15 protein-coding genes are annotated in these 14,520 nt (G+C 44.6%); 1 reads left to right on the forward strand and 14 read right to left on the reverse strand.

Translation table 11 applies throughout. From position 1 onward, the window contains the following. Positions 1 to 78 precede the first annotated feature (78 nt). The 12 genes from DB847_RS17745 to DB847_RS24510 form a co-directional block, all read right to left on the reverse strand. Positions 79 to 1,158: a TyeA family type III secretion system gatekeeper subunit gene (locus tag DB847_RS17745; protein ID WP_108651906.1), complete on the reverse strand. Its 1,080-nt coding sequence runs from the start codon at positions 1,156 to 1,158 to the stop codon at positions 79 to 81. Positions 1,159 to 1,191: 33 nt separating this feature from the next. Beyond that, positions 1,192 to 1,854, reverse strand: a complete 663-nt coding sequence (locus DB847_RS17750; RefSeq protein WP_159084720.1) for a hypothetical protein — start codon at positions 1,852 to 1,854, stop codon at positions 1,192 to 1,194. Then, positions 1,851 to 2,453: a type III secretion system domain-containing protein gene (locus DB847_RS17755; RefSeq protein WP_108651908.1), complete on the reverse strand. Its 603-nt coding sequence runs from the start codon at positions 2,451 to 2,453 to the stop codon at positions 1,851 to 1,853. The genes DB847_RS17750 and DB847_RS17755 overlap by 4 nt, the downstream gene beginning before the upstream one ends. Before the next feature lie 2 nt (positions 2,454 to 2,455). Next, positions 2,456 to 3,178: a type III secretion system inner membrane ring lipoprotein SctJ gene (sctJ, locus tag DB847_RS17760; protein ID WP_199911613.1), complete on the reverse strand. Its 723-nt coding sequence runs from the start codon at positions 3,176 to 3,178 to the stop codon at positions 2,456 to 2,458. Beyond that, the gene (sctI, locus tag DB847_RS17765; protein ID WP_108651909.1) at positions 3,175 to 3,516 is read right to left on the reverse strand and encodes a type III secretion system inner rod subunit SctI; all 342 of its coding nucleotides are present in this window, start codon (positions 3,514 to 3,516) and stop codon (positions 3,175 to 3,177) included. Before sctI ends, sctJ begins: the two co-directional genes overlap by 4 nt. A 10-nt stretch (positions 3,517 to 3,526) precedes the next feature. Next, entirely contained in the window at positions 3,527 to 3,832 is a 306-nt protein-coding gene (locus tag DB847_RS17770; protein ID WP_159084721.1) for a DUF1039 domain-containing protein, read from the reverse strand. A 17-nt stretch (positions 3,833 to 3,849) separates the two neighbouring features. Further along, the gene (gene sctF, locus DB847_RS17775) at positions 3,850 to 4,065 is read right to left on the reverse strand and encodes a type III secretion system needle filament subunit SctF (RefSeq protein ID WP_108651911.1); all 216 of its coding nucleotides are present in this window, start codon (positions 4,063 to 4,065) and stop codon (positions 3,850 to 3,852) included. A gap of 30 nt (positions 4,066 to 4,095) precedes the next feature. Then, the gene (locus DB847_RS17780; protein ID WP_108651912.1) at positions 4,096 to 4,800 is read right to left on the reverse strand and encodes a helix-turn-helix transcriptional regulator; all 705 of its coding nucleotides are present in this window, start codon (positions 4,798 to 4,800) and stop codon (positions 4,096 to 4,098) included. A 125-nt stretch (positions 4,801 to 4,925) separates the two neighbouring features. After that, positions 4,926 to 5,159: an EscE/YscE/SsaE family type III secretion system needle protein co-chaperone gene (locus tag DB847_RS17785; protein ID WP_108651913.1), complete on the reverse strand. Its 234-nt coding sequence runs from the start codon at positions 5,157 to 5,159 to the stop codon at positions 4,926 to 4,928. Positions 5,160 to 5,168: 9 nt separating this feature from the next. Beyond that, positions 5,169 to 6,395 carry a type III secretion system inner membrane ring subunit SctD gene (sctD, locus tag DB847_RS17790; RefSeq protein WP_108651914.1) on the reverse strand — a complete coding sequence of 409 codons (1,227 nt, stop codon included), beginning with the start codon at positions 6,393 to 6,395 and terminating at the stop codon, positions 5,169 to 5,171. Positions 6,396 to 6,405: 10 nt separating this feature from the next. Further along, positions 6,406 to 7,881 (reverse strand): EscC/YscC/HrcC family type III secretion system outer membrane ring protein, encoded by a 1,476-nt coding sequence (locus DB847_RS17795; protein ID WP_108651915.1) that lies wholly within the window; start codon positions 7,879 to 7,881, stop codon positions 6,406 to 6,408. 11 nt (positions 7,882 to 7,892) lie between these two features. Continuing rightward, positions 7,893 to 8,084: a hypothetical protein gene (locus DB847_RS24510; RefSeq protein ID WP_159084722.1), complete on the reverse strand. Its 192-nt coding sequence runs from the start codon at positions 8,082 to 8,084 to the stop codon at positions 7,893 to 7,895. Between the two features lie 162 nt (positions 8,085 to 8,246). Here DB847_RS24510 and DB847_RS17805 point away from each other — a divergent pair, with 162 nt between their 5' ends. Beyond that, on the forward strand, positions 8,247 to 10,334 hold the full coding sequence (locus DB847_RS17805; RefSeq protein ID WP_159084723.1) for an ATP-binding protein: 2,088 nt from the start codon (positions 8,247 to 8,249) through the stop codon (positions 10,332 to 10,334). 38 nt (positions 10,335 to 10,372) lie between these two features. On the opposite strand, the gene DB847_RS17810 is transcribed toward DB847_RS17805, so the two are convergent. Continuing rightward, positions 10,373 to 13,159, reverse strand: coding sequence for a two component system sensor kinase (locus DB847_RS17810; protein WP_159084724.1), 2,787 nt, complete (start codon positions 13,157 to 13,159; stop codon positions 10,373 to 10,375). 385 nt (positions 13,160 to 13,544) lie between these two features. Further along, complete coding sequence (locus tag DB847_RS17815; RefSeq protein ID WP_108651919.1) at positions 13,545 to 14,189, reverse strand: two component system response regulator; 645 nt, start codon at positions 14,187 to 14,189, stop codon at positions 13,545 to 13,547. Positions 14,190 to 14,520 lie beyond the last annotated feature (331 nt).

Consider the following 14,520-nt stretch of genomic DNA (forward strand, 5'->3'; position numbering starts at 1 on the left):
ACACTCTATTAATCTTCTCAAACCACAGGAGACAATGCTGGCTAATAATTTATAATCAAAAAACATATCACAGTTCAGTTATTCTGAATCAGCATAGTTTTCTAATAACTCTGAAAGTGTATCTAAAATCTGCTCCCGCTGATCTTCATCTGAAAAGCAGGGCTCAGGCATAAACTTGATCACCTCATGACAATGTCGGCAATAAGAAAGACGCAACCCGATGCTCTCTAGCTCAAGCTGATTGATTCTGGATTCAATCCAATCCGGATACACCCAGGACTGTTCAATCAACAGCACTAACTCTTCGAGGATCTCCAGACCGGATAATTGTGCGCCCTGTGCAGTAAGGTGCACTGCTATCTGATCACACTGGGTATCTAATCCAAAAAAAAGTAACAAGCGTCTTAGATCATTGACCACTGTAGCCAACTTACTCCCCTGAGCCACCTCCCCTTCGGAGGAGAGCTCAAAGGCCAGTCCTCGGATCAGCGCTTTTACTTTTTTATTTCGCTGAGGAAGATCTTTGAGTTGATGAAATAATTCCGGGAGCTGCAAGCCAGAGTCACATGCTTTTTGGTAAATTTTTTCTAGCTGAGCCATCACCTTGGGAGTCGCTGCACCAAACTCAAGATAAGCAAACAACTCGACCCCCAGAGCCTGCTCCTCCTGCAAAAGGCTATCCAATGCTTGCTGCAAACGCTTACGCTGACTACGACTTAAACCCTGATCGGCTAACAGAAACCCCAAGACCAGTGCAATCTCTGCGGCACAGGCTCCGGCTTGCCTGAGAAACATCAGAGGATCTGCTGCTTCAGATACTCCTGGATATTTGGCAGCCAGCAAAGATAACTGACTCAGATCAACACCTGCTATCTGCTGGATCAGTCGCTGTAGCAGCTCTTTGCTTTTATCGAGTTCACTCTTAGGGGCATCTTTTCCCCTCTTCAGATCCTTGAGCTTTCCTCCTAAAGCAAGGCTCGCCTCCTCCATGGTCTCTTCGAGCGCTCCCTCCCGTATATCGACAAGGGCCGCCTGGACAGACTCTTGAATGGATTGACCGGGAAAATTCTGACGAAATCCTTGTTGCTCCTGACCCTCCTCTACGGGCTCATAATCAAGAACCGGAGTAAAAAAAGTATTTCTAACCTGATTATCCATCAGAGATCCCCCTTTGGGCCATTTTAATCCAGGTTAACCACAAGCCACTGCTTTCGACTCACCAAGAAGGTGTTCAATGATTAACTCCAGATGACGATCCAAGTCCAGCTCCATACGAACGAGGGATGTCTCAATAACCGCCTGACTCTCACTAAGCCCCTCATCTGTCCGATATACAAGCTCGTCACCCTCCCCAAGCTCTTTTCTGATATATTTCAGCTGATTCGGATTCACTATCAGGCTCACCCGATTATGCTTTAACTGCTCATCAACCATCTTGCTGATGCGACGGATCAATAACTCAGTTGTGTCCTGTTCACCCGCAAACTCACGGATCGCAAAAGCCACGAGGGAGCGTACCTTCTGCTCCATCTCACAAGCGATCGCCCGCTCTAAGGATTGCTCATCGACCAGCCATTGAATCGCATCTGCTATGGCCTGGCTTTGCGCACTCTCAGCCAGCTCTCTGGCATGATTTGTTGCCTGAAGATGAGCCTGCTCCTGCATCAATGCGATCTCTTGCCGGGCTTGTGCTAATTGCTCCTGTGCCTGCTCAATAATTTGTGAAGCTTCTATACGAGCTTGTTGCATCAGGTATTCAGCTTGCTGCATCTTCTCAAATGTCTCAGAGCCTATGACATCTCCGGTCATTGGTATCCCTGAGATCTGAGAGATCGCAATAGAAAATGGGTTCACAAAAACCTCCTGATCCGCTTCCACCATTGAATAAGCTGCCGATGGGATTGGTTATCTATCGGGGTTGTCACAAAATCGGCAGGGAAGAGAATTGATAAAGCTCTCCACACAGTGGTATTGCGATAAAGACCCGCCCAGCCCAGATAAAAAGCGAGCTCGGGTAATTTTGTCTCTGATATAGGCTCTATCGCTACCTGAATTCCCTGATCTATCTGCTGCTCTTGAGGGAAAATGCCATGCAGTTGCCAGAAAACCTCCTCTCCTAAACAGCTAATGAGCGGCTTTCTATAATTACCCAGAAGAAAGTAATCAAATTTTGCGATTCGAATCAAACCAAGGGCGGTCAGCAATACCGGAAGACGCCTGAAATCCTGTAGCAACTCGGTCTCAAACTCATCGTCGGGGATGACGAGTCCATGCTCAGGAAATCCACGACGCAAACGGATCAGCGAGTCCAGCTCTCTTCTGTAATGGGGATAGTCCTGATAGCTTCTTTGCCAGCCTTGTAAGCCTAAGTGACGCCACCAATCCAACCCCATCCACTGTCCGGGAGCGTATGCCAGCTGATGTAATGAAGTAACCGAATCGTGCCATTCCATATCTATAGCGCCTTTCGCCTGAAGATTAGCACCATAAAACCAATCAGAGATGAAATAATCCCGGCAATCCCCGCAATAAATAAAATCTGATTACGCTGGGTCACATCACTCTTTGTGACCCCAGGTAAGACCGCATTTGAACTATAGCGAAAGGTAGCTGGCATAAGTAAAATGCTAATCTTGTCGTAGCTGATTCCCGGAATACTGTCACGTATCAGTCCCTTGATCTGATCCTGATAGCGACTCATATTCACCTCGGGAGAATACTTTATAAGAACTGCGGCTGAAGGAGGGGTCTTCTGTCTCCCTGTATCATCAATTTTATCTGCTGCAATTGAGACACTGCTCTCAATAACACCATCCATCTCACTGAGCATATCCTCCAACTGCTGTTCTTTCAGGTAGTTCATCTTAGCTTTCTCCTGCTCAGGAGAGGTAACCAGCTGACCCGAAGGAAAAATATCCTTCATATCAAAGCGCTTTCGCTTGGGGAAACCATTCTGCCTTAAGATTTCGACGGCATTGATAAATTGTTTCTTATCGACAAGCAAGGTCACATCACCACCTTTGCCCACCTCTTTCTTTGCCGGGATCTTATTGAGCATCAACAGAGCCAACATTTGATTTGCTTCCTGCTCTGGCAGATTGTTATATAGGTTGACCTTACAGCCAGTCAAAAAGAGCAAGACTAGCAGTAGCCCCCAGCGCAGTGTCAGAAACATCATTGCATACTCACCAATTTATTAACCGATTGAGAGGCTGAGCCAGCTGTTTTCGCGACCAGCTCCACCTCAACGACCGCCTTAACAATATTGAGCTGAGAGCTGAGAATCTTCTCGGGAGAAACCTGATCAAATGAATCCATATGAAGCTTTGTAAAATTGGAGTCAATTTGCAAACTCTTGTCTCGAATCGCCTGAACCATGGACTGATCCATATCCCGGGTTTCAGGGGATTTCAGCATCTGGGTAAACTTCTCGATCTGCTGAGGCTCTGGAGTCACAGGCTCTGCCTTGATGGTATTTGTCGCTTCAGTTATCGCTTTTACAGTATTTAGGTCCATCAACATTCTCCTATCTATCAGACAACAAACGAATCAACTCGACTGCGGGCTCCTGCTCCTGATAATCATCCGGATTAATATCAACACTCTGACCTAAAAGGGCCTCAACAGCTCTTGCCTCTATCAGAGGGCTCGACTCTAACAACTTTATGGCCTGTGCATCCTTTTTCATTCCAAATAGGATGACCGCTTGGCAGATCATCAACATAGAAGAATCGAGTTCACAATCCGGTAACCGTGAATACAAGATTTCAGCCTGACGAAACAAGTTATTATTGACTGCTGCAAATGCACACTCTACCAATAACTTTGACAACTCATTATCCAAGGTTCTCATATCTTCTGTATAATTCCGCTTAGCATATCTTTAATTGTCTTGATTATTGCACTTTCATAATTCACAAATGTCGAGTACTGTTGAACACTGAACTGAGCCTGAAGCATCTTATCCGGGTTTGTTAGATCTCCCGCTGTCATTTTGCTCTGCACATTTTGCGCGGCCTGCCCAGCAAGTTTTGATAACTGATCTGTTAATTGCTGTAATTCCATTTTTCACTCCTCAGCCAATGAAAAATACTATTAACTAACATGGGCAGTCTCTCTAAGGTATGTAGGCGAATATCCATAATGTTTTTTAAAACAGTCTGAGAAGTGTGCATGATTGCTGAATCCACACTCCATCGCTATATCAGATATTCTCACCTGACTTCCAAGAAGCATCTGTCTTCCATGCTCGAGCCGCCGTTTAATCAACCAGTGTTTTGCTGAAATCCCAAATTTCTCATAAAAAATAATATTCAGCTTACGAACGGTTATCCCAAGCTCATCGGCATAGCGAGCAACAGGCCAGGGATTTAGATATGTCTCATCTAGATACTCAAAAAAGCCTTTATTTGTATCGACTAGTGAGTGAAGCAGATCTGAAAAATATTTTTTCTCCATTCCTAGACAGTATGCATAGACAAACTGGAGTAAGGTTTTGCGGTTTATCTCACCTAATCCCTGAGAAACTCTAATGAAGTCACTATCGATAGGTAACCGATATACGTTATCCTGATGCCTATGAAATGAATACACTGGCTCGACGATATCAAAGAGATCCCGGTAAACACACTGGAAGTCACCAATATAGAAAAGATAGTTTACCCAATGATCTCGGCTCTCGGCCGAGATCACAGCTGAATCATCAGTTACAACTAAGCTATTCTCACCAAAAGACATGGACTTCCCATTAACCAATAACTCAATTGGCCCTTTGCAGAAGATGAACTGGACTGTCTTCATTGGATAACTCCATGGTTGAAAAAAGTTTTTCCTTTAAACATATCTTGCATAATGAATTTTTCCTTTTCGATACTCCATACGGTCAACACCTTAGATCAATTCTCCAGCTGAGTTAGAGCTGGTGATTAACTGTGTGAACGCTTATGGTAGCGCCCCCATAAGGTGCGGATAATGACTCTACCGGCAGCGCATGCTTCAATTTGATGGTTGATCTTTTGATAGTCTTCGGGCTTACATGCCCCACGCCTTAACCCACTCAGTGCCTCAAGTTGCTCATCTATTTTGTGTATCAGCTCACTCAAGAAAATACCATCCTGATCATCTTTTAGCCTATCTTCTAACTGAGTTATGCTTGGCATACTTTACTCCTACAAATTCAGTGGGATATGAAGCAGTTGTCCATCTTTAGTTAACTCAATACCAGACTCCCCAAGCTCGGAAACCTCGTATCCGCTAGGTAGCCTTGTACCCTCTTGTACACGCATTCCATTATTCAAAATTAGATACGGACTATGATTATTCCCGCCAAAGCTAATGATCGGAGCAGGAAGTAGCCCAAGCATTGATTTACCAATAGGAATATTCTGATAGATAATCCTTAAAACATTTGGATGTTCAATAGCAAACTGATCTAATGCCTCTTTCAATACCCTTTCAGCATCATTGTCTAATGTACCTGTGATGACTATCATGGTGCCACTTCGTGAAACACTCAGTTTACCAAGAAGATTTTTGCTTCTTAGCATTTCAACTAATAATCGTAGCCCGTCATCATGCTGGCTCTTCACTTCCCATGATTTTAAGCCCCTAACTCTGGATATGGTTTGACTGACCTTCTCCCACTGTTTATCAGCGTATATTGCTCCCGAAATAATAACTGTACCGAGTTTGTTTCCAGAAAGAACAGAAACATGGGAGTATCCATTTTGCTGCAAGATAAAGGCTACATTGTTCACTATATCCTGTTGGCAAACCGCTTGGTTTCGGTAATGAATGCCTAACATTACCAACTTATCAAGTAGATCCTGATATGCAGAGCCATCCTGGCAATAACCTCGAACCGTTAATAATCCATCATTGGTCCAAAAAAGTTTCAGTGCTTTATAAGCTGGTTTTTCTGATTGCTCAGCAACCCAGGCTTTAGGATTAAACTCAGGAACTGCTGGTTTTTCTAACCCTCTCCATCCCAGGTACAGAATCCCTCCACTTAGTAGCAGGAATAAACCAAATGCATAAGGATATATTCGACTACCGATACGAGGTGTTCTTGTCACTCTTCGAGAGGGGATCTCCTCAATATTCAGTTCCTGGTCGGATCGACCAACAACGAAACACAAGCCTGCCAGATCAATCACTGATCCCGGAATAAATTCATCTGACTCTTGCTGTGGTATACCATCGAACCATAATGGCACCCCTGTCTCGGCTAGCCGAACTCCCTGTTCATTTACCTGGAGGGTAGCACTCTGATCCCCCTCCAGGGCAACGGCAATATCCGAGTCATCTGAACCAATTGATATCTCTCCTTCCGGGAGCTTTAACTCTCTTCCTCGAAGAGGGCCATTGATAATTTTTAGCTTCCATTGTGATTGCACAGGATAGCCCTCACCCTAAATAGATTGGTGAGGCTTTGATCAAAAACAGCCGGATCACACTGCGCTGAGTATGTGCGGAGCTTCTGAACAAGTAGCCGAGGACAGGAATATCTCCAAGCAGTGGGATCTTACGCTTAACCTCAGTATCTTCATCCTGGACAAAACCACCCAGTAATAAGCTCTGACCCGGCTTGAGAGTCGCCTGCGTCGCTATCTCTGAGTTTTGAACCTGGGGTAACTCACTTGTTTTCTTAGGCAACTGACGCCCGTCCTGAATATTCAAAGTGAGTAGAATTTTTTTACTTTTATTTTCATCGACCAACCGGGGAGTGACCCTAAGCAGAGAGCCAGTGGTCACCGACTCCAGGTTGGCAACCTTTTCACCAGAAACCTTGGTATAGAAAGTGATGTTACGATCCAAAATGGCCTGGACATTATTCAGGGTTACAACGGAGGGCCTGGAAAGTACTTTCGCCTTGGAGTGTTGCTCAAGAGCGCTCAGTTTTACCATAAAGCTACCGGTGTCATTGACCAGTGTAGAAAAGCCACCATCTTCAGGGCTTAGCCCCGCATTAAAGTCAACCCGACCTCCCCCCAATTTTGCGGAAGCGGACCAGTCAATGCCAAGGTTATTCAGATCACCGGCATCCACATCAATAATTTCAACTGACACCTGGATCTGGACCTGTCTTTTGTCCAGCTGGGCAATCAGATCTCTGTACAGAGGCATATTGGCCCTGCGATCTCTGACGACTACAGCATTTTGTCTGGGATCTGCAGAAAAAATGGGCAGTGCTGCCCCTGATGATACAGGCCCTCCCTTTTTGCCACTAATGGGCAGAGAATGTCCCTGTCCCATCTGTTGCAACACACTCACGACCCCCGGGACCTTAACCTCCTGAGAGCGGTAATGATAAATATTATCTGCCGCAGAAGCATACTTCAGAGGAAAGACCCGAATTGTCTCTTTACTTTGAGCCTGATCTAAAACCTTATCATCCAAGCCTACGGCGAGCTGGTATATTCTCTCCACACAGACAGGAACACCTGACACCTCTAAAGCATTGACCTGTGGAACACGATTGAGAGAACAGTAGCGTGGCGCAAGTAATCCCATTTTTGATATATAGCCTTCAATCTGACGAGAGGAGATAAATTGAGGGCTTATGACTCGACTCTCGATCTGACTACTCTTATATACGTATAGAGACTCACCATCGAAATACCATGCCAGGTGATATAGATGTGAAAACTCCTCAAGTACTTGTTCAGGCTTTTTATTCTTGATCGTTCCAACATACACATCATCAACCTGTGGGCTAACTATCATTGGCACACCATAGTTTGCACCAAACTCTTCCAATAATGAGGAGAGCTTCATCCCCCTGGTAATCATAAAAAATGGCTTACCTTGCCATTGAATAGGTGCCGCATTTGAGACTGTACTTATCAAAAACCATGACAGTGAAAAAACCAGCCACTTCATATCCAGACTCCTTAAGCCAGTTTTATAATTTCTAAAGCACCGCTACCAGAGATAACCAACTCACCGTTTAACCCTGAGGAAAGATAGTTTGTCAGGGTTAACTGAGATTCAACAGCTGAGGACAACTCAGCGTCTGTTAAAGATTCAGAGTAGCGTTGCCAAAGCATCCAGCTGTTAGCTTCATATCCAATACAGTGATCCAAAGTGAGCTCACTGGCTGCGAGCAATAGGGTTGCACGGTTAATTAACCCCGGTTCCGGGTTACCCCAGCTCAGTGAAAGCCCGATACACAGCCCGAACTCTCCCTGATAAGCTCTCCCTGGGTATCCTGAGACATCAAGCTTTGCATTGTCTTTTCGACACGAGTGAAGTACCACCAAAGAACACTGCTGAAGCTTTCTCCAGGATTTTGCCTGAGTCATCCAAACTCTCCGCTTTCACATCATGTCGCCATTGTCGAAAACTTGCCATTATCCGGCCATCAGGTGTTCACCTTAGATGGTGTGAGCTGCATAAATCTAAAAGCCGGGGCTCTTGCCAATCTGACAAAATTTGCTGACTGTGTACTGGCTCACTGGATCGTCTCAATGAACAAATTTCCAAAGCGGAGTAGATTCATCTATCTTCTTTTAGTTATATTTTTCATTATTGATCTACTGGGCGTCTTTCAGTACAAACCCAAAAGTAAAGATAACCATAGCACTGAGCAGCAAATTGTAATACCTGATGTCGCGACTCCATATATGTTTGCCTTTCAGGAACATCCTAAGGAGCATATTACGAGAATGATCATTTTGATTGTTCTTATCCTGATTCTTTTCATTCCACTTGAAAAGCATACCCAAAAACAAATCGATGAAAGACTCAAGTCTGACTTGAAAAGTAAGCGAAAAAGTGAACACATGACAACAATAAGTCATGAAATAAGAACACCGTTAAATGGCATCATTGGGGCTTTGGAGTTGCTGAGACGCTCAGATCTGAATTCATCACAAAAAGAGCTACTTGAGCTTGCTATGCAGTGTTCCGATGGACTTTTAGAGATTATTCATAATATTTTAGATTTTTCTAGAATTGAGTCGGGGCAGATGCAGTTGACCTTAAAAAAAACCGATCTTCTTTCTATTCTAGATCAGGCTATGTTAACCATATCTCATAAAGCCTCTGATAAAAATATTCAACTCAAAATGCTGGTTACAAATAATTTTCCTTTAAAAGCCAATATTGACCCTGTTCGGCTCAAGCAGGTTCTGGTAAACCTTTTAGGAAACTCGGTTAAATTCACCGATTCCGGCTATATACTCCTTTATGCCGATGCTTGCGAGCAACAATTGAAGATTGTAGTCGAGGATTCAGGACCAGGTATCCCCCAGCATCTGCATCAACAGATCTTCCAGCCCTACCATCAAGCTACCACAGATGCCGAAGGCTCAGGTTTAGGACTGGCTATCACCCAAACACTCGTCAAGTTGATGGCCGGGACTATTGAGCTCGTCAGTGACACTGGTGAAGGTGCAAGATTTACTATTACTCTCCCAACTCCGGATGAGATTGAGCAGATCTCTCTTCCTCCCATGGAAGTTAGAGCCCCGGATCAACTTCACCCTCAGCTTGCGCTATGGGGGCTACAACCGATATCTGATAATGAGAGTGATCTGCATCGCTCAGACTACCTGTATCTTTCCGGTCGCTTGTTTACATCACTCAAGGAGAAATCTTTCAAGCCACTTGATAAGCACTGTCTTTTTCAGCCTTCAAGCTTCCAGTGGCAATTAAAAATATTGGTGGTCGATGATATTCAAACCAACTGCCAAATCATGCAGAAAATGATTGAGGAGCTGGGTCATCAGGTCTTTACGGCCACCAGTGGTTCTATGGCACTGAGTCTGGCCAAAAGGCATATTTTTGATCTGGTTTTGATGGATATTCGAATGCCGGGTCTGAGCGGACTGGAAGCTGTCCGAAGATGGAGAGAAGGGCCTGATATCCTGGATTCCGAATGTTACATATCAGCAGTCACGGCTAATACCCATCCAAGTGAACAACAACAGATTAAGCAGGCCGGATTTGATGGCTATCTCACAAAGCCCCTATCTTTGTCACAATTGGAAATACAGATCAGGAATGCCACTGAGGAACAACTGGAGCGAGGAATCGAATTAGTCCCCTTTCCTGCCTTAGAGAAAACCCTTTTGGACTTAAACCATCCCGAGATCAGCGAAAGATTACAGCAAGATCTTCTGTGTCAGCTAGGCATGGCTCTTGAGTGTCTTGACAGGCAACAGAAACAGGAGCTCATGGATCACCTGCACACTATTAAAGGGTCGGCTGCACTCGGAGGCCTAAACCTTGTTTCAGAGGCTACGGAGCAACTGGAGCAACAACAACTCAAAGGGAGCCCTCTCACACAGAATGATCTACTTACTTTGAAGCGACTGATTCAGAGTGTTTAATTGTCACAGTGCTCCGTTGCTCCCTTCACGCTGCGGAGTTAGTCTGAGATATCATTGAGCATGGACTCCAAGAGTTCAAGTTCGGTTACCGAAAAGATATCGCCCACCTGAAGCTGACGCTCCAGTATCTCAATATACTCCTGGACCTCCGTATATCCACCCTGCCCTGCACATCCCTTCATCGCATGGAGCGTATGTCGACACTCATCCCAATCAGCTGACTCCAGAGCCTGGCTTAACTCCAGAAGAAGCATCAGCAACTGCTTGCGCGCGCGAGCTATCAATGCAGGCATGTTTAATAAAGGTTGCTCCAGTTTCTCATTAGGCAGCAGCTCTACACCTCGCTCCTGTTGAAAATCAATGACCTGAGCTAAAATCTGCGATAACTTGCTCATATTGACCGGCTTGGTGACATAATCAAAAAAACCCGCCTGAGCAATTCGATTTTGCTCCTCAGGCAGTGTATTAGCTGTAAGAGCAATGATTGGACACTCAGGGTCCAACACCTGGCTATCCTCGTTTGTCCATTTGAGAAATGCCTCCACACCGTCCATACCTTCCATTCGAATATCCATCAAAACCAGATCAAAGATATGTTTATTTCCGGCTTCCAGTGCGGCCTCACCACTGGAAGCAATCACAACTTGATTGCCAAATGATTCCAACATCTGGCCGATAATCTCACGGTTACTCTCAACATCATCAACCAATAATATTTTTAATGACCAGGGCTGAAGAGGTATTCCATGAAAATCATCCTCCTTTTCGATATCACCCTGCAGGAGTTGTTGTAGCCGCTTCCATAAGACACCTGGTAGATAACGATACTCGGGAGCAGCAAGAGGAGAGTCCTCAAGATTGCTCTGTTCACATTCAAAACCCCAGATGCAAAGCTGTTTATGTAGAAAGTGAGGCGCATTAATTTTTCCGGAAAACAGTGTTGGATACTGCGCCTGTGAAACTGGAAGTTTAAGGGTAAAGGTAGATCCAACTCCCAGTTTACTTTGAGCCTCAATCTCTCCTTTCATCAAATGAGCAAGAGTGCGGGATATGGGTAGCCCAAGCCCGGTACCGACTCGGTCGGAATGCTCGCGTACAAAAGGCTCAAAAATATGAGACAGAGATTCACTCGTGATACCAATTCCCGTATCTTGAAGACTGAATCTTAGCCACTCCTGCTCAAAAGAGACCCTAAGGAATATTCGTCCCTCATCGGTGAACTTAAGCGCATTTGCTAATAGATTAACCAGTATCTGGCGAACTCTTAATGAGTCCAGCATCAGGCTATGGGGAACCTCCTTTTCAATCAGCACATCAAACTCCAGCTTTTTGTGCTGCAATCTGGGAAGAATCATCAGAGCGACCTGATCAATTAAAGATAATAGTGTGCATTGACTCAAAGTGAGTTGCATCTGCCCTTCTTCAATTCGCCTAAAATCCAATAGGTTATTGATCATCTCGAGCAGTGACTGGGAGCACCTCTGAGCCGTTTGAACCAATCTCATATTATCCTGGTAAGGGTTACTCTCCATAAGATCCAGGGCCCCAATGATACCATTGAGTGGGGTCCGGACCTCATGACTGATCATGGTCAAATGTTCACTCTTGAGTTCATTTGCCTTCTCTGCTGCAATCCTTGCATGCCTGAGCTCCTCGGTCCTGAGCTCTACCTGGGCCTCCAGGTTCTGATAATTGTATTCGATTGTCGACAACAATTGATTGTAGGCCTTAGCAATCATCCCGAGCTCGTCCCGACGATTGTATGGCAGCCTGAATTTGAAATCCTCCGGCCCCGTCGCCTTGATAATTCCTACAAATTTTCTAAGTGGCTTGGCCAGGCTATATTGTAAAGTTAATAATAATATAATCGCTAATATAGCCAGGGATATAATCCCAAATGGAAGATAAGCATAAAAGTGCTCAACTTCTCTGGACTTTATATCTGATATTGAGTCAAGGCGTACCAGCTTCCACGGGGGTCCGTAGTAGCTAGCTTGAGAGATAAGGTAGTTGTCAGTTCTCCAGTAACTATCCTCTGGTTCATCATGATGACGTAATAACTCATCATATTTTTTCTGATTGAGTGATGAGTTAAGAAGGGTTAAGATTTTCCCTTTTTGATTTGTAATTACATTGGTAATGCTACTTCTTGGCGTTGTATGCTTATCGATAAAGTCGCTCAGCGATAATGTAAAGCCAATTAATATTTTATGCCCGTCCTGATCCGGAAGCTCTCTGGCGACAGGAACAGACCAGGTTTTAAGATCCTGATTATATGAAGGATTACCCCAAATAAATCCTTGAGAATTGGGCTGGCTCTTTACCAGCTTATAGATGCTTGCCCGGCGCTGGGACAGATACTTCCCATCATCGTGAAGAAAAGAGTAAATCGTCACCCATTCATCTTTTCTCCAGATAAAACCATCCAGATAACCATTGGGAGAGGTTAAACCGATTAATTGAAGAGCCTTGGCACCATTCGACATCATAGAGCTGGGATTTTTTGCAAATTTATCCGGATAAATATGCATCGACCCGGGTTTGATATCTGGTAACTGGAACTGACGATTTTTCCTTAGATCCTGCCATATACTAGCTACATAACGAATATCAATCTGAGCATTTTTAAAACTAATACTCTCTCTTTCGGCCTGAAGCAGGGTTACTTTCAGGTTGTATCTTTCCAATTGATCCCATTTAAACCCATAAATATTGTAATAGCTATAGATGGCCGTAAACTGGCCTATGCACCACAAAATACCGATGATAATCATCAAACGAAGTGTCAGGCGGGTAACAAAGGAGGCTTTCCAGGAAAGTTTCATCACTATCTCAATCTGCTCAAATTCAGATTCAACCAAGGCATGAAGCTATCTCTCAGTCGGAAATAGTATGGGATTAGCTTCATTCTTACGCTCAGCACTCCCTTGTAGTATAAACCCACTCCATCGAAATTCAGTCTATCCAGACAAACTCTGAAGCTTCGACTCGTGACCGCCTCGACATTTCCGATCTATATCTATATAACCGGCATCATCGACCCTGGGTGTAAACCCTAATCTCAATCGGTTCTCAGGCTTACTAAGTAACGCCTTCACAGGAGAGCGATCACTTCGCTCCAGCAGCAGAAGCTAGCTTGCAACTTTTAAGTAGATCAAACATGGCATGCGAATTTTTCCATCGCAACTTCTGTGTACAGTCAAAGGAGCCTCATACACCGATTCGCCGCGCCCAATGAACCAGCTCTGCAGCATTGTGCGCTTCAAGCTTTCGCATTAAGTTCAGCCTGTGGGTTTCAACGGTTTTTAGGCTGATCACTAAGGTCTCTGCGATCTCACGGTTTTTTAGTCCCTCACTGATAAGCTTGAGTATCTGGGTTTCCCGTGGAGTCAGAGCCGGAGAGAGACCACGCTCTTCTGAGGTTGAAGAGGTGACTAAATCGATATTTAGTGAGGGGTCGATAAACTCCTGGCCCTTCGCAACAGTTTCAATAGCCGCAAGTAACGTTTGCTGTGTGCTCTTTTTTAGCACATAGCCTTTAGCGCCCGCCTCTAAAGCCTCTCTTACCTTAATCTCTTCCGTTGTCGCCGTAATACAGAGTATTAGCATTTCTGGCCAGCGCTGAATAATACGACGAATCGCATCAACGCCACGCATTCCGGGAAGATTCAGATCCATCAAAATAAGGTCGGGTTCCAGCTCTCGGCAAGCTGCATAGGCATCTAAACCATTTTCAACCTGACCAACCACCTCAACTCCGGAGTAGGGTGCGATTAAATTTTTGATCCCATCAGCAATCAGCGCATGATCATCAACCACAAGCAGGTTTAGGCTCTTGCGACGATTCATATTCATAATCACTCCCCCACATGACAGCAGATATCAATTGTTTTATCTGAGACAAGATCCATGTGTTTCAGAAGTATTACGGAAAATGCGATGCCAGACTCATCTTTTTATGTAAAGCAACTCTATTGATACGGTAATAAAAATAACAAGTTGCTATAAAAATGAAGTCAAATAAGTCCACCATTCAAAGTGACATCATTAATTACAACACCCTCTGCCACAGAGGTTGTTCACAGCTTTCGAAGCCAGGAAATCGCTACAGAATAGTGTCAGTTTAGGTAGCTTAAATCTAAAGTACAACCGCTACGCCCCCTTTGACGTCAGATTCTGTCGCTAG

Source organism: Dongshaea marina (assembly GCF_003072645.1).
Lineage (GTDB): Bacteria > Pseudomonadota > Gammaproteobacteria > Enterobacterales > Aeromonadaceae > Dongshaea > Dongshaea marina.